General features: G+C 43.7%; 21 protein-coding genes. 14 read left to right on the forward strand and 7 right to left on the reverse strand.

Annotated elements, in window-relative coordinates; all coding sequences use genetic code 11:
* The first annotated feature begins 227 nt into the window (after positions 1-227).
* From MHI25_RS05010 to MHI25_RS05020, 3 genes are all read left to right on the forward strand, one after another.
* Entirely contained in the window at positions 228-677 is a 450-nt protein-coding gene (locus tag MHI25_RS05010; protein ID WP_305953966.1) for an RNA 2'-phosphotransferase, read from the forward strand.
* 143 nt (positions 678-820) lie between these two features.
* Positions 821-1342: a mismatch-specific DNA-glycosylase gene (locus MHI25_RS05015; RefSeq protein WP_076129577.1), complete on the forward strand. Its 522-nt coding sequence runs from the start codon at positions 821-823 to the stop codon at positions 1340-1342.
* Positions 1343-2153: 811 nt separating this feature from the next.
* Positions 2154-2414 carry a hypothetical protein gene (locus MHI25_RS05020; protein ID WP_340395074.1) on the forward strand — a complete coding sequence of 87 codons (261 nt, stop codon included), beginning with the start codon at positions 2154-2156 and terminating at the stop codon, positions 2412-2414.
* Between the two features lie 50 nt (positions 2415-2464).
* Here the strand turns inward: MHI25_RS05020 and MHI25_RS05025 are convergent, their stop codons facing one another.
* The gene (locus MHI25_RS05025; protein WP_076129282.1) at positions 2465-3400 is read right to left on the reverse strand and encodes an MraY family glycosyltransferase; all 936 of its coding nucleotides are present in this window, start codon (positions 3398-3400) and stop codon (positions 2465-2467) included.
* Positions 3401-3568: 168 nt separating this feature from the next.
* Between MHI25_RS05025 and MHI25_RS05030 the strand changes: the two genes are divergently transcribed.
* Positions 3569-4270, forward strand: coding sequence for a YjjG family noncanonical pyrimidine nucleotidase (locus MHI25_RS05030; RefSeq protein WP_340395075.1), 702 nt, complete (start codon positions 3569-3571; stop codon positions 4268-4270).
* A 60-nt stretch (positions 4271-4330) separates the two neighbouring features.
* Here MHI25_RS05030 and MHI25_RS05035 read toward each other — a convergent pair whose 3' ends face one another.
* Complete coding sequence (locus tag MHI25_RS05035; protein ID WP_339189691.1) at positions 4331-5308, reverse strand: ring-cleaving dioxygenase; 978 nt, start codon at positions 5306-5308, stop codon at positions 4331-4333.
* 179 nt (positions 5309-5487) lie between these two features.
* Here MHI25_RS05035 and MHI25_RS05040 point away from each other — a divergent pair, with 179 nt between their 5' ends.
* The 3 genes from MHI25_RS05040 to MHI25_RS05050 all read left to right on the forward strand — a co-directional run bounded on the left by MHI25_RS05040 (position 5488) and on the right by MHI25_RS05050 (position 8664).
* Positions 5488-6294, forward strand: coding sequence for an AAC(3) family N-acetyltransferase (locus MHI25_RS05040; RefSeq protein ID WP_340395076.1), 807 nt, complete (start codon positions 5488-5490; stop codon positions 6292-6294).
* 99 nt (positions 6295-6393) lie between these two features.
* Positions 6394-7326 carry a manganese-dependent inorganic pyrophosphatase gene (locus MHI25_RS05045; protein ID WP_340395077.1) on the forward strand — a complete coding sequence of 311 codons (933 nt, stop codon included), beginning with the start codon at positions 6394-6396 and terminating at the stop codon, positions 7324-7326.
* 231 nt (positions 7327-7557) lie between these two features.
* Complete coding sequence (locus MHI25_RS05050) at positions 7558-8664, forward strand: Glu/Leu/Phe/Val dehydrogenase (RefSeq protein ID WP_076129277.1); 1107 nt, start codon at positions 7558-7560, stop codon at positions 8662-8664.
* 133 nt (positions 8665-8797) lie between these two features.
* Here MHI25_RS05050 and MHI25_RS05055 read toward each other — a convergent pair whose 3' ends face one another.
* Positions 8798-9457, reverse strand: coding sequence for a peptidylprolyl isomerase (locus MHI25_RS05055; RefSeq protein WP_051491160.1), 660 nt, complete (start codon positions 9455-9457; stop codon positions 8798-8800).
* Positions 9458-9667: 210 nt separating this feature from the next.
* Between MHI25_RS05055 and MHI25_RS05060 the strand changes: the two genes are divergently transcribed.
* Positions 9668-10894, forward strand: a complete 1227-nt coding sequence (locus MHI25_RS05060) for an MFS transporter (protein WP_076137142.1) — start codon at positions 9668-9670, stop codon at positions 10892-10894.
* Positions 10895-10980: 86 nt separating this feature from the next.
* Here the strand turns inward: MHI25_RS05060 and MHI25_RS05065 are convergent, their stop codons facing one another.
* Positions 10981-11385: a hypothetical protein gene (locus MHI25_RS05065; protein ID WP_051490926.1), complete on the reverse strand. Its 405-nt coding sequence runs from the start codon at positions 11383-11385 to the stop codon at positions 10981-10983.
* Between the two features lie 257 nt (positions 11386-11642).
* Between MHI25_RS05065 and MHI25_RS05070 the strand changes: the two genes are divergently transcribed.
* Both MHI25_RS05070 and MHI25_RS05075 read left to right on the forward strand, forming a co-directional pair.
* A complete protein-coding gene (locus MHI25_RS05070) occupies positions 11643-13541 on the forward strand; it encodes an ATP-binding protein (protein WP_340395078.1) in 1899 nt (632 codons plus the stop codon).
* Positions 13542-13654: 113 nt separating this feature from the next.
* Positions 13655-15571, forward strand: coding sequence for an ATP-binding protein (locus tag MHI25_RS05075; RefSeq protein ID WP_340395079.1), 1917 nt, complete (start codon positions 13655-13657; stop codon positions 15569-15571).
* A gap of 10 nt (positions 15572-15581) precedes the next feature.
* Here the strand turns inward: MHI25_RS05075 and MHI25_RS05080 are convergent, their stop codons facing one another.
* Both MHI25_RS05080 and MHI25_RS05085 read right to left on the reverse strand, forming a co-directional pair.
* Positions 15582-15821, reverse strand: coding sequence for an NHLP leader peptide family RiPP precursor (locus MHI25_RS05080; RefSeq protein ID WP_170914256.1), 240 nt, complete (start codon positions 15819-15821; stop codon positions 15582-15584).
* Between the two features lie 94 nt (positions 15822-15915).
* Positions 15916-16851, reverse strand: coding sequence for a hypothetical protein (locus tag MHI25_RS05085; protein ID WP_340395080.1), 936 nt, complete (start codon positions 16849-16851; stop codon positions 15916-15918).
* A 101-nt stretch (positions 16852-16952) separates the two neighbouring features.
* Here MHI25_RS05085 and MHI25_RS05090 point away from each other — a divergent pair, with 101 nt between their 5' ends.
* On the forward strand, positions 16953-17246 hold the full coding sequence (locus MHI25_RS05090; RefSeq protein WP_076137149.1) for a hypothetical protein: 294 nt from the start codon (positions 16953-16955) through the stop codon (positions 17244-17246).
* Between the two features lie 53 nt (positions 17247-17299).
* On the opposite strand, the gene MHI25_RS05095 is transcribed toward MHI25_RS05090, so the two are convergent.
* Positions 17300-19231 (reverse strand): glycoside hydrolase family 20 zincin-like fold domain-containing protein, encoded by a 1932-nt coding sequence (locus MHI25_RS05095; RefSeq protein WP_340395081.1) that lies wholly within the window; start codon positions 19229-19231, stop codon positions 17300-17302.
* Positions 19232-19315: 84 nt separating this feature from the next.
* Between MHI25_RS05095 and MHI25_RS05100 the strand changes: the two genes are divergently transcribed.
* From MHI25_RS05100 to MHI25_RS05110, 3 genes are all read left to right on the forward strand, one after another.
* Positions 19316-20170 carry a helix-turn-helix domain-containing protein gene (locus MHI25_RS05100; protein ID WP_038568894.1) on the forward strand — a complete coding sequence of 285 codons (855 nt, stop codon included), beginning with the start codon at positions 19316-19318 and terminating at the stop codon, positions 20168-20170.
* Between the two features lie 317 nt (positions 20171-20487).
* Complete coding sequence (locus MHI25_RS05105) at positions 20488-22134, forward strand: ATP-binding protein (RefSeq protein ID WP_076137153.1); 1647 nt, start codon at positions 20488-20490, stop codon at positions 22132-22134.
* Between the two features lie 23 nt (positions 22135-22157).
* Positions 22158-22793, forward strand: coding sequence for a response regulator transcription factor (locus MHI25_RS05110; protein ID WP_036676623.1), 636 nt, complete (start codon positions 22158-22160; stop codon positions 22791-22793).
* Positions 22794-22839 lie beyond the last annotated feature (46 nt).

The raw sequence follows: 22839 nt of genomic DNA on the forward strand, positions 1-22839 counted from the left end.
GCCTCTGAACCAGTATATTCGTTTCCGGTAAAATAACATCGCTGTATTAACTGGTAAGGAGTTTTGTATTTAGGTGAAGCCCGACCATGGACGATAGAGTCCATGGTCTTTTTTGCATAGTAAGAGGTAATACATGGATGTGTGATTGCTGTAATGCCTCTGGAATCTGCTTCGAAGAGATCCTTTATTAGAATAATATAAATAGGAAAAATTGAGGTGAAAATATAATGTTAAGCAATACAGCGGAAGTGTCGTTAAGTAAATTTATGACTAAGCTGCTTCGGCATACCCCGGAGCAATATGGTCTTATTTTGGATCCAGAGGATGGTTCCTGTAGGTTGGATGATTTACTGTTTGTTATTGTAAGCACTCCTAGATGGTCAGAGGTGACTGTGGGAGATATTCGGCAAGTGGTTGCAGGTTGCGACAAGCAACGATTGGAAATCGTTGATGACCGGATCAAAGCCCGGTACGGGCATAGCCACACAAAAATCACTTATGAGCCGGGGACTCCGCCTGCTATACTTTTTCACGGAACTCATTCTGGTGTGCTTTCTGTGATTTTGGAGGAGGGGCTCCAATCGATGGGACGGCAGTATGTTCATTTGTCTGAAGGGACTCATTTTGCCAGTTTAGCCGGAAGTCCGCAGAGGGAAATTGATATTGTTAACCGTTGATACGATTAGAGCGGGTCAAATGGGTGTAACCTTTTATAAGGCGGGTAATAAGGTATGGTTGGCAGGTCATATACCGCCTTCCTGTCTTAAGGTGTACCCCGTAAGTTGAACTAGATCGACGTTTGGTCAGGAGGCATAATAACATGGATGAAATTCCAGATCACTTAGATCACGGATTACAGATTGTATTTATTGGATTCAATCCTAGTATCCGTTCTGGCGAGGTAGGACATCATTACGCGAATCCGCGGAATAATTTCTGGAGAATATTACATCAGTCTGGACTTACTCCCCGGTTGTATGATGCGTCTGAGGATGGGGACTTGCTTAAGCTGGGCTATGGGTTTACAAATATTGTTGCCCGTCCCACACGGGGAATCGACGATATTACTCGTGAAGAATACCAGGAGGGTCGGGAAATGCTTCGCTCCAAGCTGGAGAAATATCGGCCTCAAGTCGCCTGTTTTGTAGGTAAGGGTGTGTATACAGAGTTTAGCCGCAGAACAAAAGCTAACTGGGGATTTCAAGGGGACGTGCCTCCAAAGGTAGATGGTGTCCGTGAATTTGTTGCACCCTCTTCTAGCGGATTAGTTAGAATGCCGATGGAAGAGATCGTTGGGATTTATCGCAGATTAGCCGAGTTTACGCAAGAGAACGATGGGTGATTGATGTATTCGGGGGTAGGGTGCTAAAGGACACAGGAGTCGTTAAAAGTAACAAATCACTCTAATTTGCGTGCTATCGGACTCCGATGCAGCTATTGGGTGGAAATTGACTGATTATGAGTCCATTTTGAGTAGATAGCGTCTCTGGAGTCCGAAAACACCACTGAATGGCCGAAAATCCACGAATAACGGCGCCTGAGTCCGTAAGGATAAAGGCTGGAGAGTTCGCTGTGAATCTCTGTAGATCTCTGTAGATCCCGTAGATCCCGCAGATCGCAACTGTTCAAAACCAGCAGCAGGTGTAGGTTAGAAAGACTGAGCAGTAACGCTGCAAATGTAGCTAAAGGACACAGGAGTCGCTAAAAGTAACAAATCACTCTAATTTGTGCGCTATCGGACACCAATGCAGCTATTGGGTGGAAATTGACTGATTATGAGTCAATTTCGAGTAGATAGCGTCTCTGGAGTCCGAAAACACGACTAAATGGCCGAAAATCCACGAATAACGGCGCCTGAGTCCGTAAGGATAAAGGCTGGAGAGTTCGCTGTAGATCTCTGTGGATCTCTGTAGATCTCTGTAGATCCCGCAGACCCCGTAGATCGTAACTCTTCCCCCTAGCAGCAGAGTGTAGGTTAGAAAGACTGAGCAGTAACGCTGCAAATGGAGCTAAAGGACACAGGAGTCGCTAAAAGTAACAAGTCACTCTAATTTGTGTGCTATTGGACTCCAATGCAGCTATTGGGTGGAAATAGACTGAATATGAGTCCATTTTGAGTAGATAGCGTCTCTTGAGTCCGAAAACACCACTAAATGGCCGAAAATCCACAAATAACGGCGCCTGAGTCCGTAAGGATAAAGGCTGGAGAGTTCGCTGTGAATCACTGTGGATCGCTGTGGATCTCTGTAGATCCCGCAGATCCTGCAGATCCCGCAGATCCCGCAGATCCCGCAGATCCCGCAGATCCCGCAGATCCCGCAAGCTCTGGCAAACTCTCGCATCTTAGCTATCTCTCGCTACCCTCAAACACAAAAGGAGCCAGATTCCATATCGGAATCTGGCTCCTTTTGTAACTTCAAAGGGCAGTCTCAGTATATGAGACATGCCCTTAGTCCCTAATACATTAGGTCTCAATCAGCAGCAGAATGATAGAGGATAAGGATAGGCAAACACTAATCAGGCAAAGCACGGCAACGACCTGCTTCTGGTTCAGGCCTGCCCGAAGTAGGCGGTAATGAGCCTGGGTGGCATCGGCTTGATAAATGGACTTGCCTTGGATGAAACGTTTGACTACGACAAAAATGTTGTCGAAGATCGGTACGCCCAGCGCCAGAATCGGAATGAACAGCGACAGGACGGTGGCTTGCTTGAACGCTCCGTCGAGTGCAATTACCGCTAGGATGAAGCCGAGAAAGGTTGCCCCGGCGTCGCCCATAAAGATTTTGGCGGGCGGCTTATTGTAGCGCAGATAAGCAAGCGTAACGCCAATCAGTGAAATTGCCATAATGGCAGATGAGGATTGTCCCTTTGCCAGTGCGACAACAAATAACGTAATCGCCGAAATGGCCGTCAAGGCACCAGCCAGACCGTCCATGCCATCCGAGAAATTAATAACTGTGGTTACACCGAAGATCCAGATAATCGTCAGCAGAAACGATAGAATGACAGGCAAAACGATATAATCGCCTGAGAACGGATTGTAGAATCCGGTAAAGGCATTGCCAGAAACATAAACCAGGATCGCTGCGCTAACTTGTACAATTAACTTGGGCAGAGCTGGGAAATCTTTGCCTTTCGTTTTGTACCAATCATCCACTGTGCCTATGGTCAGCAACAGTACGCCACCTACAAATAATGCGACAGTCTCCATGGAGAAATCACGCGCGAACACCAGATAAGTGATAAAAAATCCGATGAATATGGCGTAGCTGGCCGTTAGCGGAATGGGCTCTCTATGAATTTTACGCTCAACGTCCTGCCGAGGCTTGTCCACAAAATCAAGCCGAAAAGCAAGCTTGCCGAGCGGCGGAATTAGAAAGTAGACGATAAGAAATGACATTAGAAATGATAAAACGTATAAAATGACGCTCACCACCGTTTTCTTTTTAAAATACCACAGATCGATTAAATCTACCTTAAAAAAGTAAAATTTTGTCGTGAGGGGTGTGAAGTTGACTTGCCAGCAACGCTGTAGTACCTTGTTGAGAAAAGCCTTTGGGGGATATTTATGAAATACGATGTTATTTTATTTGATGCCGACGATACGTTGTTTGATTATGGAATGGCAGAAAGTCACGCGTTGTCTAATGCCTTTCTACACTTTGGGATGCCCACAGGTGCAGCAGATTATGCTGCCAGTTATCAAGAGATTAACCACGCATTGTGGAGGGATCTAGAACAAGGAAGGATTTCATCTGCGGCGCTGCGGGTAGAGCGGTTTAATCGGTTGTTTGCTGCACATGCGCTTGAGCTTGATCCTGAAACATTCAGTGAGGCCTATCTACGTTTCTTAGGCGAAGGAACCTTTCTGATGCAGGGAGCAATCGAGCTATGCGGAGAGCTTGCAGATTGCCGCCTGGCGATTATCACGAATGGAATCAAGGATGTGCAAACTTCCAGAATCCAAGGCTCGCTGCTGAGTGATACATTTGAGCAGATCATTATCTCAGAGGAGGCAGGATGTCAGAAGCCAGAGACGGGGATTTTTGATTATGCTTTTGCCAAATTGGGGATTGAAGATAAGGAAAAAGTATTGATTGTGGGTGATTCCTTAACCTCTGATATTCAAGGCGGAATTAATTATGGGATTGATACTTGCTGGTTTAACCCGCTAAGGAAGATTAATGAGTCCGGCGTTCAGCCAAAATACGAAATCCGAAACCTGTCGGAGCTACTAGATATTGTAGGGAAAGCTACTAACCTTCAATAATAAAATAAGGTGTGAGCGCATAAGCGGCTCACACCTTTTATTTAGTAACCTGAAAGAGGTTTATTGCCGAGTATCCAGCGGCTTCAGATACGCCTCGATTTGCTGGCGTTTCGATTCCAGAAATGGCGGCAGCGCAAGGGATTCACCTAAACTTTCCATAGGCTCATCTGTAGCAAAGCCTGGTCCGTCTGTAGCCAACTCAAAAAGGATGCCGTTAGGCTCGCGGAAATAGAGGGAACGGAAGTAGAAGCGGTCGACGAAACCGGAATTAGGAAGCTGTGCCTGGCGGATGTGTTCGATCCATTGCTTCAATTCGTCTTCATTATCTACGCGGAATGCGACGTGATGTACCCCGCCACGGCCCAAATGCTCTTGCTCCAGATCATTGCGTTCCTCCAGATGAACCTCAGCACCTGATCCGCCTTCACCAGTCTCGAATACGAGCACTTCTGGCTGACCGGCAACTGTTGAAGGGTAGGTTCCTATACGGCGGAAGCCGAGCAACTGCTCCAGCACTACCGCTGTATGTTCTGCACTTTCTACTGTGAGATGTGCGGGTCCTAAGCCTACAATGCCATATTGGGCAGGTACTGGGCTTTTAGCCCAAGGAGTACCGCCGGCAACACCGTTATTATTTTCGTCGGATACGAGAATGAAACGTTGGCTCTCGTGATCGCGGAAGGATAAAGTCTGGCGTCCACCAAGTTCCTGTATCGTCTCATGCTCCACGTTAAGCTCGGTGAAGCGTTGCTCCCAGTAGGTAAGTGCGGCATCGCTTGGCACTCGAAGGGAGAGCGCGGAGATGCTGTTATTGCCCTCACGGTTGCGGCCTGCCATCGGAAGCTCGAAAAAGGTTAATTCGGTTCCGGGATTCCCCTTCTCATCTCCATAGAATAAATGGTACACTGAAATATCATCCTGATTTACTGTTTTTTTAATGAGACGCAGTCCGAGTACCTCTGTATAGAACTTAAAGTTCTCCTGTGCTTTGCCTGTAATAGCTGAGACATGGTGAAGTCCTTTTAACGTTAAACTCATGGTAGTTACCTCCGTGTAAATGCTTTGGGTTTGTGGATTATTTTAATTTATTTTTAATATATCGATAGAATCTTTGGTGAATATTATTAAGTTACTATAATTTTAATAGTAATAAGAAACTTTTGCAAGTGGATATTAATGTTTCATGAAATTTAATTCATACATAAGGAGAGAGTATAGTGCACACAACAACAAGCTTGATGAAACAATTACAGGAGTTAGGGATTGATCCACGGGGGACCATTCTAGTTCATTCCTCGTTAAAAAGTGTTGGCGAAGTAGAAGGAGGCGCGAACACGGTGCTGGATGCACTCAGTGAATATATGAAGGATGGGCTGCTTGTTTTGCCAACGCATACATGGGCTTATATTAATGCGGATAATCCGCGCTTCTTTGTTCAAGATTCCCCATCTTGTGTAGGGATATTACCGGAGCTGTTCAGAAAACGTCCAGGTGTTGTCCGCTCTTGGCATCCGACTCACTCTGTAGCGGCTTTGGGTGTTGATGCTGAGGCGTTTACTGCAGGGGATGAACGTTGGGATACGCCATGCGCCCGTGGTTCAGTGTGGGGCAAGCTGCTTGATCGGAAGGCGGAAATAGTACTGCTAGGCGTCGATCTGCGGCGGAATACGTTCATTCACGGTATTGAAGAGTGGGTGGATATTCCGGGCAGAATGACGGATAGTCATGAGGAATTATATACGGTGACGCCGGGTGGCGATGAAATCATGGTGCCTTCTCGCAGACATTGTGGTCTCTCTTGGTCGGAGCATTTTTGGAAAGTGGAACGCGAGCTTGAGGAAGGCGGTGCCATGCGTAAGGGGAACTTCGGGGATGCACTAGTTAGAGTGTGTGGAACAGTAGAAACGACGGATATTTTAAGCCTGATGCTAAAAGAGAATCCCGATCTTTTCTCCGATAATGAACCGCTGCATGGTGAGTCCAAACCAGATCCGCTTCCAAAGAACAGACGTGAACAACCGTAGGTGGGAGAGGCTAAAGCATTTTTTCAGCACGCACAATCTGGAAGCCGCTATCAATGTATGGTATATTAATCTCACTAAAACATAGTAAGGAGATTGGAAATGGAAAAAACATTGGTCTTTGGACACAAAAATCCGGACACGGATACTATTTGTTCGGCAATTGCTTATGCAGCACTCAAAAAAGAATTAGGCTGGGATGCTGAGCCAGTTCGCCTGGGAGACGTTAGTGGTGAAACGCAATTTGCGCTTGATCATTTCGGAGTAGAGGCTCCTCGTCTGGTAGAGAACGTAGCTGGAGAAGCTAATCAGGTTATTCTTGTTGACCATAATGAACACCAGCAAAGTGCGAATGACATTGATCGAGTGCGTGTAATTGAAGTTATCGACCATCACCGGATCGCTAATTTTGAGACTGCACATCCGTTATACTACCGTGCTGAGCCAGTAGGCTGTACTGCTACTATTCTTAATAAAATGTATAAAGAAAACGGTGTAGCTATCCCTAAAGACATCGCCGGATTGATGTTGTCTGCAATCATTTCTGATTCCTTACTGTTTAAATCTCCAACCTGCACCGCTGAAGATGTAGCTGCAGCACGCGAATTGGCTGAAATCGCTGGTGTAAATGCAGAAAGCTACGGCCTTGATATGCTGAAGGCTGGTGCTGATCTTAGCGACAAGAGTATCGCTCAACTGATCTCCTTGGATGCTAAGGAATTCAAAATGGGTGAATACAAAGTAGAAATCGCCCAAGTGAACGCGGTTGACGTTAATGATGTACTCTCCAAGCAGGCTGAACTGGAAACTGCACTGACTTCCATTATTGCTGAAAAAGAATTGGATCTGTTCCTGTTCGTAGTTACTGATATCCTCAACAACGATTCGGTGGGTCTGGCTCTGGGCCGTGTTGCAGGTGCAGTAGAACAGGCGTACAACGTGAAGCTTGATGACAATAAAGCGCTTCTTAAAGGTGTAGTATCCCGTAAATCACAAATCGTACCGGTACTTACAGAGACGATTGCTAAACTGTAAAGCATTTTGACAGTTGCGTTGTATTCTGTACAATAGAAATTATGTCTTGAGAGTAGATTGGATAAAAAGAGCTCATGCCCCATCAGTAGTTAAGATGGTGACATGAGTTCTTTTTGTTTTACGGCGTATTCTGCTACAATATTTTGGGAGGGGATCCAACAGATCCTCTTCTAATTGCATGAACTTTGAACCAGCATGAGGAATATGACAAAGGGATAGGGGATATTGGAAATGGAATTGTTTGCAGCATTGGAACGGGACGACTACGAGGAATTATTATTTTGTCAGGATAAGGCATCGGGATTAAAGGCGATCATCGCGATTCATGACACGACACTGGGACCAGCACTGGGTGGAACACGGATGTGGACCTACGCTACGGAAGAGGAAGCTATTGTTGATGCGCTTCGATTAGCAAAAGGGATGACCTATAAAAATGCAGTATCCGGCCTGAATTTGGGTGGTGGGAAAACAGTAATCATTGGAGATCCCAAGAAGGATAAAAATGAAGCCATGTTCCGTGCTTTCGGAAGATACATACAAGGTTTAAATGGACGATACATAACTGCTGAAGATGTAGGGACTACGGAAGAGGACATGAACATTATTTATCAAGAGACAGATTATGTTACTGGCACCTCACCTACGTACGGTTCTTCGGGCAATCCGTCACCAGCAACGGCTTACGGTGTTTACCAAGGAATGAAGGCAGCCGCTAAAGCCGCCTTTGGCAGTGATTCGCTTGAAGGGAAGACAGTAGCTGTTCAAGGCGTGGGGAACGTGGCCTTTACACTGTGCAAACATCTTCATGAAGAAGGAGCACAGCTTATCGTAACGGACATCCATAAACCAGCCGTTCAACGTGCAGTAGAGGCCTATGGCGCCAAGGCTGTAGATCCAGGCGATATCATCAGTGTAGATTGTGATATTTATGCTCCTTGCGCTCTTGGAGCGACAATTAACGATGAATCCTTACGGGTAATCAAGGCGAAAGTGATTGCAGGAGCTGCTAATAATCAGCTGAAGGATTCCTCGCATGGTGATGCACTTCATGAGATGGGGATTGTATATGCTCCAGATTACGTGATTAATGCAGGTGGCGTCATTAATATTGCGGACGAGCTGAACGGCTATAATAAGGAACGTGCCTTTAAGCAGGTGGCGAAGATTTACGATAATATTACCCGCGTAATGGAAATTTCCCGTTTGAACGGAATACCTACTTATGCCGCTGCGAACCAGCTTGCAGAGGACCGGATAGCGCTATTAAGAAATAGCCGCAGCACCTTCCTGCGTAATGGTCAACATGCACTTAGCAGAAGATCGCTGCGGGGATAAGCTGTAAAAAAACTCGGCAAGCTCCATCCGATTACAACTTCGGAGGGACTGCCGAGTTTTTTATGTTCTTTTATTTTTACAAGAAACGTTTATCCTCTTTCGAGACGGTAATGTCGTTTCTGTTTATTCCTAATTACTGAACCTTTTGCGGTTCTGGGTAAGTGACGCCGAAGGTGTCGACCGTCACCTTTTTCATGACTGGTGGCTCATCTGGACGATCAGAACCGTCACGAGGCAGGCTCACAATTCTTTTTACAGCTTCGATACCTTCAGTTACTTTACCAAAAGCGGCGTAGCTTCCATCTAGACTAGGGTAAGCTGCATCCATAATAAAGAACTGGGAACCGGCAGAGTCAGGAGCCTGTGATCTTGCCATGGATAGAACACCTTCTGTATGCAGAAGGTTATTGGTGAACCCGTTGCCAGAGAATTCTCCGGCGATACTGTAACCCGGGCCTCCCATACCTGTGCCATCAGGGTCGCCGCCTTGAATCATGAAGTCAGGAATTACTCTATGGAATATAGTGTTATCATAAAATCCTTTTTGAATAAGTGAGATGAAATTGTTTACGGTGTTAGGGGCAACCTCAGGGTATAGCTCAGCTTGGATGATATCCCCGTCTTCCATTTCAATGGTTACTAAGGGATGACTTGCCGTAGCTGAAGGAACGCCTTCAGTTGGGGCTGCACCTTCCCCAGGTGCTGATCCGCTGCTTCCATTATTACTGCTTGCATTGTTATTGTTTGGTTTGTTACCGCAACCTGCCGCAATAACCATGACCAGGCATAACATGATCAGAAGAATAGCGGATTTTGTTCGTGTAGACTTCACTAAATAATCTCTCCTTTTTATTGAATAATCTCGTAGGTACTTCCCATAATACCTCCTTTGTCCTATTACATGCAAAGGTCAGTTATGACTTCTGGGATTGGCACATCTTAAAAAGAAGTTTACAATGGTAGGATGTTTCCAAAGAGAACATCGAGAAAGGATGTGCATAGGATGCTCTTTTCGTGGAAGCGGAATTTGATCGTGCTTTGGATAGGGGTTTTCTTTTGTAGTACAGCTTATTCGATCTCGATTCCCTTCCTTTCCATTTTTTTGAGCGACGAACTTGGGGTTTCAAATCATTTGGAGATTTGGTCAGGGGTTAGTTTTGGAATAACCTTTCTTGCCAGCGCTTTAATCTCTCCCTATTGGGGTTCGCTAGCCGACAAGTATGGTCGGAAACCGATGCTTATTCGCTCGGGTTTTAGTCTGGCAGCTTTATACCTTATTAATTATTTTGTACATGATCCTTATGTTTTTTTGATTGTGCGTGTGCTGCAAGGACTGCTTGCCGGTTTTGTTCCAGCAGCTATTGCAATGGTAGCCACCAATACACCTGAGCATAAGACGGGGTACGCTTTAAGTATTATGTCTACAGCCGGAGCGACAGGTAGTATTATTGGACCATTAATTGGCGGTGTAGTGAGCTATTATACCAGCAACCGGATTGCTTTTTTATTCTCAGCGGGTATTGTACTTATCTCAGCGCTCATTGCTACTTTTTTTGCAAAAGAGGAGAACTTCGACCGTTCGGCTCCAAGGTCACATGTAAGTGATGATATCAGGGAAGCGAGAAGTAACCGAGCTTTTATTACTTTGCTCTCGCTGGCGGGAATCAGTACCTTCTCCGTTATGATCCTGGAACCGTTAATCCCAATTTATCTACTGGACATGGGGATCTCCAAAAATAGTGCCTCGCTAAGCTCGGGAATAGTATTCTCTGCTGTGGGGATTGCTACGGTGCTGATGGCTCCGCAGTGGGGCAGACTCGGCAGCCGAAAAGGCTTTGGGATGATCTTATTTATTGGACTGATCGGGGGCGGCATCGGTAATATTCTGCAGTTTTTTGTTTCGGGCTATGTAGAGTTCGCTATCCTTCGCTTTGCTTACGGCCTGTTCTATGCAGGTGTGCTGCCGTCAGTGAATGCCATGATTGTACAAGTAATTGAGCCGGGATTCCGTGGACGGGCCTTTGGCCTGAATCAGGCGGCATCTCAGCTTGCGACGATGGCTGGACCGATTATCGGCGGCTTATTAGGCGCGGTGATTCCAATTCGCTGGGTGTTTGTAATCAATGGAGTGATGCTGCTGGTAGCAGCGATATTGGTTAAGACCCGCAAGCTGGAAGCACAAATCGCCGCTGCTCGTCCCGCAGAACAGCCAACAACGATGCAGGGTTAACTGCTAACTCAATGAGCATGTCGTTATTTAGAAACAACATAAAGCCGCCGGGCTCATAGCCCGGCGGCTTTATTCATATTAAGCTGCTATTCTCCCTGCGAACCGTTCAAAACGTCTGTTCCCGGCATAACATCCACTGGCGGGGAGGCAGGGTCAATAATGGAATTTGGATATACATCGTCTGCATCTGGAACATCCTCTAGCGGCTGATCTTCTTCTTCCATCTCCAAGAGTTCCTCATCCTTAGTATAATCCGTATCATCTAGGGTTAATCCTGCGGTTTCAGCGGCTAGATATGCATCGGATTCCACTAACTCATCTCTTTCGATTACATCCTTAGGTGAGTTTAAACCAATATCTGCTGCCAAGTATTTATCGCCAACCAAGACAGGATCTGCGTCATCATCAACAATATCCTCTTCATCCATATCAGCTTGTATATAACGTTCATATTCAAAGTCAGCCTCAGTTTTATTTGGTGAACTATCCATAGCCGTTCACTCCTTTTTTATGATAAAATTTGAACTTCCTATGTTTATCTTTACCCGTTTGACCATGATCGAATCGCTGATCCAATAAATGGGTATGTCTATATTAGATTAGTAAAAAATGGGTGAAAGCAAAAGCCGATGAAAAACGTTCTTTTTCGAGAAAATTTACAAGAATAGGCAGGGATAGTGCGAAGCTTGTCGAAATTAAGAAGCATATATGAACGTTTAAACAACTAATGAATTACTGAGGTGCTACGATGAAGTTGCCAAAGCCCAATATAGCGGCTGCTTTTTTATTAATTCTACTGCTGACCGCTATGGTTCCTTTTGGTACGGCGATAGTGAGTGCTGAATCATCAGACTCTAAGCTGCCCAATTGGGAGATTAAATTTGAACGTATAGAAATAGATCATATTGAAGAAGCTGTGGCAGCTCTTGATGAAGAATGGACTCGTGTTATGCCTCATGGGAAAAGCCCAGAGACTCCAAGTGGAGCAACCTCAGCCTGGCTGCGGTTTACTTTACCACAAATTAGTGATAAATCTGCGTTATTCATAGATAAAGTATATGGAAATAATGTTAAGGCTTATTTAAATAACGAATTAATATATGATTCCGGAAAAGATTTTAATTTCAATGGCAGTAAGGTTTTCATTCCTCTGTCCAAAAGTGTTGGAGGACAACAGCTATATTTATGGACCCATGGTGGCAGCAAAGACTTAGGGATCCACGGCGAAATAAGAGTAGGCCAATACGATGAGCTGTTATCTGTTTATGTAAAGCAGGGCTTAATGGATCTGATCATTGGAACGACGCTTATTTTTATTGCGATTGTACTGCTGATCTGCTCGCTATTCATGAGAAAAGGCTATTTTTCAGGCGGATATCTATTGGTGCTGATTATTTTATCCATTGGCGTCTTAGTGGTAACGTATTCATCGTTCCTGCCGACAATCCTCGGCGATTATGGAGAGATCGTACTTGTTTTCTTTGATGTAGCTTTATATACGCTTTTGCCATCCTTTACATTTTATTTTGAGAAAATATTTGGTCCAGGGAAAAAGAGAATCGTTACACGTTTCCGTAAGTTTCAAATTGTCTATTCTGTATTTTGTTTTTCCCTAATGGTTATTAATATTCTTCTGTCCTATCAGGTGGATGACTTTTATCGATTGATGACTACGAGTGTGCTAGGTATCCTTATGATTGTACAAATTATACTTTTGATCAGCTTAGCGTTTATACACGCGAACCGTGGCAATGTAGATGCTGTTATTTTTACTTCAGGGTTCTCAATATTTGCTTTCATGTCTCTTAGTGAACTGGTCATGTTCTACGCATCGGGGCAATCCTATCAATTATATTGGTGGAAATGGGGAATGGTGATTTTCGTAATTGCCTTAATCGTCATTCTGGGAAGAAGGTTTACTCGAAACCATGAACAGCTTATTGAATATTCCCATCAGCTTGAGAAGTTCAATAATGATTTGCAGCGCTCGGAGAAGATGGAGATTATTAGTGAGCTGGCAGCTTCGGTTGCCCATGAAGTACGGAATCCATTGCAGGTTACCCGGGGGTTTCTGCAGATTCTTGGGGAGCGTTCAGATCAAAAGGAGCGGGAATATCTGCAAATGGCAGTGACAGAACTGGATCGGGCTACGCTCATTATTACAGACTTCCTAACCTTCGCTAAACCAGGACTTGAAACCGTAGAGCAGCTTGATGTGTCTGAAGAGTTGAGGCATGTGACGGGTATTCTTTCTCCGTTAGCGAATCTGCAAGGGGGCGTCATTGAACTTAATCTGCAGCCAGGACTTTACGTTACTGGATCATCTGCCAAGTTCAAGCAAGCGTTTATCAACATTCTCAAAAATAGCATCGAAGCTTTAAAGGACAATGGGCTGATTAAAGTCACAGCCTGGAAGTCTGGAAAACATATAATAATCAGTGTTCATGATAATGGGGAAGGGATGAACCGGAATGAGCTGGCTCGGTTAGGGGAACCTTATTACTCCAATAAGACCAAAGGAACGGGGCTTGGACTGATGGTAACCTTTCGGATTATTGAGGCGATGGAGGGATGCACTGAGTTTCGCAGTGAGAAAGGGGAAGGGACTGAAATTATAGTAAAAATACCAGAACTTAGAATAATTTAGAAGTAATTTATGATAATTCCGTTTTTTAGAAGGAAAGAGCGAGGGGCTGAGCGAAGTAGTACAGACAGAATATTGTTTCTGATACTTATTTCTGAGGTGCATATATGCGCTTGATGATTAAAGTCCTACATATAGCAATAGCCCTTACTCTCCTTCTGATAGGATATAGTTCAATTGTTGTATCAGCAGCGACCCCATATCCATCCCAAGAAATTACCAGTTGGCAGATGAGATGGGGTGATGGAACCGAAAACAGCGGCATAGAGGTTCCACAGAATAATGACCAGCAGTATTGGATAAATGTGAATGCTACGAAGGAAATCCCACATCTGCCATCAGGCGTATCCACTTCTTGGACTCGTATTTCCATACCTAACTTTAGTTATATCTCCCCTTCAATCTACATTGATACTTTATATGCTCTTCATGTGAAGGTGTATGTGAACGACCGTTTGATCTTCGAGGAAGATCGTAATTATATTAAGGATAACTATTCTTTGTTGTTGCCTTTGAGTCAAAGCGATAGTGGGAAAACATTATACATTTGGACTGAAACGCTGCAGGATAGAATCGGAATTAAAAATGAAGTAGTGATCGGTGAACACAACCTGTTAATCAATGATTATATTAAAAATGGACTCAGCGATGTGATTTTGGGCTGTGCTTTTTTTCTTGTGGCTATCGTTCTATTTATAAGCTCTCTATACATTAATAGGGACTATTTTTCCAGTGTGGCTTCACTAGCCGTTGTAATAGGTTCAACCGGAATTCTTTCGATAACCTATTCTCCTTTTATTTATACCTTTTACAGCGATTTAGGCGCGATTAGTAATGTATTTCTTGATTTGGCTTTATTCTCACTTTTACCGGCGCTTACTCTTTTATTTGAAAAAATATTTGGCAGTGGAAAATATGCGATCGTTCGTCGTTTTCGTCAATTTCAAGTCATTTACTCCTCATTTTGTTTGCTATGTCTTTTGATCAATTTTCTATCGAATAATAGCTATATTGAGTTTTATTATTTTGTATCCACCACTATTATCGGGTTCATCCTCATCCTTCAGTTCATCTTGCTGATCGTATGTGTGATTATATTTTCGCTTAAAGGGAATAGGGACGCTATCATTTTTGCCATTGGCTTTGGAACGGCTGCATTTACTGTAGTGTCAGAGTTACTGTGGTATTACATTCATAAGGGGAACTATGATTTATTCTTGTGGAAGTGGGGCATTGTTGTCTTCATAATCTCCTTGATCGTAATTCTGGAGCGAAGACTAGCCTATAGCCATCAACAGGTTGTTAACTATTCTAAAGAATTAGAGCGTTTTAACAACGAATTGCAGCGTTCAGAAAAAATGGAAATTATTAGCGAGCTTGCTGCATCTGTTGCTCATGAAGTGCGGAATCCACTCCAGGTAACTAGGGGGTTCCTTCAGCTGCTTAGCGAGAAATCCGTTGGTGAAGAGGAAATATTTATGTCGATGGCCCTTAGTGAGCTGGATCGTGCTTCCGGGATCATTACGGATTTCTTAACCTTCGCAAAACCGGAATTTGAGACGATTTCCAGTCTGAATTTGTATAATGAATTTAAGCATATTGAGAGTATTATGCAGCCGCTTTGTCATTTAAATGGAGGAAAAATGATTCTCGATGTATCGGGCGAATTATGGGTGAAGGGGAATTCCTCAAAGTTTAAGCAAGCCTTCATCAACATTATCAAAAATAGCATTGAATCTTTCCGTGACGAAGGGTTTATCTATATGTCGGTGTATGCGGAAGAGGAGAACGTAATCATTCATATCAAAGACAACGGGGAAGGGATGGACGCGGATGTCCTGCACCGATTGGGAGAGCCTTATTTCACTAAAAAGAATAAAGGGACAGGTCTTGGATTAATGGTCACTTTCCGTATCATCGAAGCTATGCAAGGTAAAGTGAAATTTACAAGCAAAAAAGGAGTGGGAACCGAATCCATCACCATACTGCCATTGGCAGAAGCTCCGGATGATTCTCACTCCTTAGGGGGTTAATCTTGTTGTCTTACCACGAACCGCGTGGTGCTGCGGTTGCCTTCAATACATCGGAAGTAGGACTTGGTGGAATTACAAGATAGAATTCGTTGGAGCCTTCTTCAACGGCTTTCAAGGTAACGCTGTCGGGAATAATTACGCCTAGTGCTTCTTGGAGAGCCGCTTTTGGGTCTGAGAGTAGTCTTTTCTTGAAACTTGGATCTTCCCATGCCTTTTGAATGACTTGATTTCTAAGAATTGCTTCTGACATAATAATCACCCTTTCCAAATTGTATATATTTACCTTTAATAATATAACATAGCAAAACTACTAATACTATTCTTTTTATTGCAAAATAATAGAATTAATGGACATTTTTTGACAACCAATGATATAATCCTCCGTTTAGCAAGAGCTGCTTGTCCGCTTCGATGGAATCAGAGATCTGCTGTAAGTTACTTACTAGCATGGAATGGAACGCAATAAGATGAGGGACATCAAGGTCGGAAGCTGTAACTTTGTTATGTGTGTCGTGTGCTAATTGCGTATAGGTATGTAGACCATTTGCAGTGAATAGATAAAATTCGACCTCTTGCGAAGTGAGTTTAGCTGCACTGCTGTTTGGCAGATGTTTGCGAGTTAGGGAGAGAAGACAATTATAGTTGCCTGCGGATAAATCTTCTTTCCAGTCCTCATAGTCATCCAGCATTTGCAGTGTAAGCAAAACCGAATGGATAAGCTCTTCAGCTTGCGGCACTAAATCACTCTTTCCAGACATCAGAAGGGCAGCAGTGCTGGATAGCTTGAGCGGACTGGCTTTATAGGCAATTTTGACCCGATCATTAAGAAAATAGTCACTGGTATTTTCGTTGCTAACACTATCTGCCCACTCCATGATATAACGATTAAATAAGATCCAGAAAGCGGATGGCTCCGGAAATAGTATCCGGTAGATATTTAAAAATTCGACATAAAGCAAATTTGCCAAGGGCAATTTTTCGTATGCGGAGGATTCTTGGCTGTCCATCAGGTCATCCTGTATGAAGAAATACAACATAAAAAAGACGTTGCCCATCGACATCTGGCGAGTAACCTCTGCAGAGATTCCGCATCCCTTCTGCAGCCAAAAGGGTAAAAGATAACATATGTAGTTTTTGTGGCTTTCAGCGTTAAATACGTTAAAATGCTCAAGATAGGACATACCTTGTTGATTTAGAGGTTCTGGAAATTCGGAAATAATCCGTCTGCTTTCTTGGAATACCAAGCGTAGTTCATCTTCGTAGTCATTTAGCCAATCCATAACAACCCTCCTATAAAATTTTTACGAAAATGGTTCTTTTGCCCTGATTATAGCTTTCTCTTTATTCCATTACAACTAAAATTTAGGAGGTATTAGCAAATATGGAATGGTATACTTTCGGCCAAATGCTTATGGCGATTCGAATGGGTCAAAAGGCGGAAACACCGGATGGCCGCATGGTTATGCGTACCTCCACAGGACTTTTTTGGATAAACGGAATCCTGCAGGGAAAAGTGGTAGAAATCAAAGACTATCTGTTCTCTGACCTATGGCGAATCTATGAGGATGAGGAAAGCCAGCAGGAGGGAATTGGCAGGGAACAACACGAGCAACGTGAGCGGGAGATGCTTGAGAATCAATATGAAGAGCTGCGCTGGGCGAACCGAAAACGTTAGTTCAACGTTCGATTACCCAACAGCAGCTATATAGAGAATCTTAATAAGAGGGATTAGGAACTTACGGATGCGGAGAGCTCTGATTTTAATGCTTCATATTGACTACGCAGGCGTTGAAGTTTCGAGATACTTTGCTCCAAGCCGCCGAGCCGGTTGCGTTCCGTCCACAAGAGACGATATTGGTGAAGGAGTACATCAAGATCATTGATTTGCTTCGTAATCAGCGCAGGATCAAGCGAATCTGGTGCTGATGTCAACTGTAGCTTGATTCTGCCAAGCTGCACAGCATGCTTCACGAAATGGATGCCATTACTCAATTCTTTCAGCACAAGAGCAGCATCCTCGCATTGAAGATCTAGCCCCGATAGCCGCGCCTCAATGGAGAGCAGATATTTTTCGAGATGATTGAAGTGTTCCTCAGTAAGCTTCTCTATGATTAGGAAATTGTCCAGATGGGTACGCAGCAGCAGGGACATTTCTGCATCATTCGAACGGTTGATACTGGATTCAAGCTGATAGTAATTGCCGAGATCCAGGAGCAGCTGGCCAATTCCCTCAGAACGATCTGCAAAAATAAATCTATTTAAATACTGTGCAGTATCTGCTTCCAGATTATGATCTACACTCCAGGATAGGGCTGCGCCGTAGGCGAAGCCGGCATAGCTGACCGGCAGATGCTGCCAGTGTCCAAAATCTCCCCAATCCGTAATGAGATAACCGATAGCACCGTTGTTTTTGCCATGAATAGCTGCACTGCGCAGATTGGCTAACATATTGTCCGTGCGTCCTGTAATGGAGTTCCATGAGCTGGTGCCTGGGCAGACATAAAAAGGAATACCTGCTTCACGGAATTTGAGCGTATCGGACTCGAAGGGATGCTCCGCGCTATAACCCCATTCCATAGCAATAATATCCTTAGGAAGCTGAGGAATCAGTTCGGGATGCTGGATAATGATATCGCCCCAGAATTGCATCGTTTTGCCACGTTTTGTAACCAATTCATAAATTTTTTGCAGGAATGATAAATAGAGTTGACCTTTGCCTTGTGTTTCAGCCAGAGCTTTGTTTTTACCAAGGCCGAGTTCATAGGTCTCATCGCAGCCTACATTAAACTGATTGGAGCTAAAGTAGGGCAGCAGATCGTCAAACATTTTGTCTAGCAGAGGTAGTACAGCAGGATCTTCGGTATCAAAAGTACCAGGGTGCATAAATAAGCCTTCTGGATAAACGTCCTGCGCATACAAATTCTTCGGAAGCATAAAGCCTTCGGGAATTTCAGCTAAAGCGTTGAATTCTGGACGAGAAAGCCAGCCCTCCATATGCCCAAAGCTATTCTGATTGGGAACAAGCTCTATATAACGTGCTTTGCAATAGGCATCCAGAAGCAGGATTTCCTCTCCGGTAATTGGGGTTTCAAGCTCCCAGACTTGAGGGAAGGATTCATAAGCGAACGGAGCACCTTCTATATATAGCTGAAGTTCATTCATCTTCAAATCAGCCATAAGGTCAATGATCCGGTACAAGGTTTCTTGCTTCGGGATTTTATTGCGGCTGATATCTATGAGCAGGCCTCTGGCTCCAAAATCAGGTTCATCGCGAATATGCAGCTGAGGTATAGATTTTCCACTTTGTTCTATGATTTGTTTCAGGGTTGCTGCTGCGTAGAAAGCGCCTACAGGAGAGCTATAGGAGACAACGATACCCTTCTGTTCGACAACAATCTCATAGGCCTGTGCAGACAATAATGGCACATAGTTAAAGTTACAGACAGATACAACGGTTGGACGTAAGCCAATGGATAAAGTCAGCTGCAGATTCAATGCTTGTGCAATTACTTCCTGTAGTTTTCGTGCAGCTGGCATGGCAGATTCTTCTTCCATATTAGGAAGTACGATGCTTCCGCTTGTTGGGAAATGGAAGGAGCCTTGTGACAATGTGATTTCACGCGGATTAGGGAAAAGCAGTAGTGTAGAATGATTAAGCATAGCGTGGACACCTCTTATTCATGTAGAATATGATCATCTTCACAATAACCTTATCACTACTAAACAAGGGGAGGAATGCCTATAATGTCCAAGCACATGGATTATATGATCAGTCCATATCCAATAAGAATTATTGATCCCAAGGTTGAATCCTCCAAGCTGAAGCTCAAGAATATAAGGGTGGGACAGGCAGGACATCTGCCAGGAAGAACGTTATTCCGTTCAGGTGTAGTTTTTGAGCACTGGGCCATTGTTTACATAGTGTCAGGTAGTGGCTCCTACATGGAGATTGGGGGAAAAGAGCAGCAGGTGCGTGAAGGCAGCTTATACTTTTTCCGCCCAGGTTACAGTTATAACTTTGGTCCACCACCGGGAGGCAGCTGGGATGAGTATTATATTAACTTTAATGGCACGCGTGTATCCGAATGGCTGGAATCGGGCCTCATAGCCGGGGGAAATGTTTTTCAAGCCCAATCTATAGTAGGTCTTACTACCTTATTTGAAGAAGTGCTGGAACGGATGGAGAGCGGAGAACCTGTAGATGCGGATCGGGCAGCATTATTGCTCGAAAGAATGCTGCTGGAGTGTTCTTTTATAATAGAAGAAAAAAGTTGGAATTCTCAGGCTGATTATATGCGTCAGATTCGGGAAGACCTGAACTTATGCATTTATGGTGAGATGGACCTAGAACAAATAGCGGCAAAACATCATGTTTCGATGTCTACGCTTCGTCGTCTTGTTCGGCGCAGCAGTGGATACCCGCTTCATGAATATATTCACCGTCTAAAAATGGCAGAAGCCAAAAAGTTGCTTTTCAACACCTCATTACAAATTAAGGAAATTTCTAGTATGCTTCATTATAATGATCCGTTCTATTTTTCTCGTTTATTTAAAAAATATATGGGGATCGCACCCCAGCTTTGCCGGAATAACATTTAAATCGACATCATCCTACTAGAGTCCCAACAGCAATTGTTATAATTTGTATAATTGTTGTCGTTTTATAAGATATGTTGAAAATTATGGATTAATATTACATAAATACGTTAGTTCTTATTAACTATAGTGGATAAAATTCCAAATTTTAGTGATAAAACCTACTAAAAAAATAATAAATTTTTTGTAACTATTTTTCAAATGGAAGCGCAAACATGGGAAATGTCAACTTGTTATTGTGATTTTTCTCATGTATGATGCTTTTATCGAGCACAGTACAATCTTACATTTTCCAAAAAACTGGAGAATAGGGTGGTGGGATGAAAATCAAACCAACTGCAGAAGACAAACTGATTGCGTATTACAGGTATTTTTCATTGTCCCTCACATCACTCATGTATCTTCTAGATCAGACGGGACCTTCCATAATTTATAAATCACTTATTATTGCTATACTTGTTATGTTTGCACAAACGTTCTCATTTTGTTATCGAAGGCTACGCAGCAGGCCGAAGACTCTCGTCCTGGCTGTTAGTATAGAGATGGTGGGAATTATCGCATTGACCTTGTTTACGGGTGGGTACGAAAGCTCTTTTAGGCTTTATGTGCTAAATCCTGTATTGATTGCTGCAGGCTCATTGTCCATTTATTTTGGATGGTCGTTGCTCTTAAGCTACATCAGTATTTTTGCGGTGCTCTGTTATTTTTTTATCAATTCTGCGAACAGAAATTTTCTGGAAATTGTATTTATAAATGGGAATCTGTTTCTAACACTGGTACTTACGGTTATAATAATGCAGATCGTTAATCGGATGAAGCGGCAACGTGAAGAATCGAATGCTCGCACGAAAGAGACGATGGAGCATATCAAATCCCTGTACCATATCGTGGAAACCTCAAGCCAACATGATTTCATGAATATCGGTCAAGTGATCACCGATTATGTTGTTAAGCTAACGAAGCTGGATAAGGCTTTGTTTTGGTTCGCCAAGAAAAGCGGAGAACCAGCTCCGCAGAGCAGGCAGACCGGCTGGCAGCAGGAGGAGGAACAGTTCCTATTCTCAGAACTGGGAAAACATGAGCATGAATGGAGATTGCAGCGAGAGCCTATTTTTAGAAATCTGCCGGGATTAGGAGATTTCCTGCTGATGCCTGTACGGATGAGCACCCGTTTTGTAGGGATGATTGGACTCAAGCTGGAGTCTACAGAGGGGCTGGAAGGCCGCAGATGGTATATTCAACAATTGATATTCTTATCTGAGCTAAGTGCGAATATTCTTGAAAGACATGAGCTTGGTGTGATCGAGAACCGGTTGATCATCACGAACGAACAGAACCGGATTGCGGATGAAATGCACGACAGTGTATCGCAGAGCCTTTTTGGTATTGTGTATGCGACGCATTCGCTGAAGGAATCGTGGAAGAGAATGTCAGATCATGAGCTAGAAGAACAAATTGAGCTTATTCATGATTCTGCTACAAAGGTTGCTAAAGAACTGCGGATCACGATCTACAGTCTTAGCTCCAAGAAGAGTGGCGGTCCTACTTGGTTGGGCATGGTAAGATCACATTTGAAGAGCTTATCCAGGTTAAATGATGTTGATATTGATTTAAAAATAACGGGCGATGATTTCAGTCTCCCTTATCCTTACCACAAAGCGCTTTTTCGGATTATCTCCGAAGCCACTGGTAATGCCATCAGGCATGGTGCTGCCAGTCGAGTGGATGTAGAACTGTCTCTAAAGCCGACTTGGATTCGATTATTGATTTGTGATAATGGTGTTGGTTTTGATACTGATTTGTTATGGATTGAATCTGAAGATAGTGTAAGCGGACTTGGCATGAAGAATATGCAATATTTGACCCAGTCGCTCGGCGGCGACTTTCAGTTGTCCAGTAATGAGAGCACAGGAACAAGAATTATGATTTCGATTCCTGTCGGTGTAGCTGAATTAAAGAATGCATAAACTTTAGGCGGGAGGTCGTTTCTGTGAAAATCGTCATTGTAGATGATCATCCTTTAGTTAGAAGAGGACTGGCATCTGTCATTTCAATGCAGCCGAATGTGCAGTTTGCAGGTGAGGCAACGAATGGCCAAGAAGCGCTTCTTGTGATTGAGGAGACGCAGCCTGATCTTGTATTGATTGATCTTAAGCTAGCAGATGAATCGGGATTGGATGTCATTAAGACAGCACGTGCTCGTGGTATCGTTAGTAAGTTCATTCTGTTGACGTCATCTGCGAGCAGAGAGGATTTCCTGAAGGCTGAAGAAGTACTGGTAGATGGATATGTACTGAAAGAGGCGTTGCCTGAGGAGTTACTGTTTGCTATCCAATTGGTGCATAAGGGAAGAAAGTATTACGATCCTGGTCTGATGGAAGATAAAATGCGCATGAGTGGAAGCAGCCCAACGGATGAATTGACACCCAAAGAAAAGGAAGTCCTGATCGAGCTGGGGCAGGGCGCATGCAACAGAGAAATTGCTTCACGTCTTTTCATTAGCGAATTTACGGTGAAAAAGCATGTCAGTCAGATTTTAGCAAAATTACAGGTGGCTGATCGTACACAGGCAGCGCTTTATGCAAATGCTGTCGGATTAACCAAATATGAAATGTCATACGAGTGAAAATTGAAATAATTCGTAAGCATTGTACATGAACACGGACAGGTTG

Source organism: Paenibacillus sp. FSL E2-0177 (assembly GCF_037992975.1).
In the GTDB taxonomy this organism is placed as follows: domain Bacteria; phylum Bacillota; class Bacilli; order Paenibacillales; family Paenibacillaceae; genus Paenibacillus_AQ; species Paenibacillus_AQ odorifer.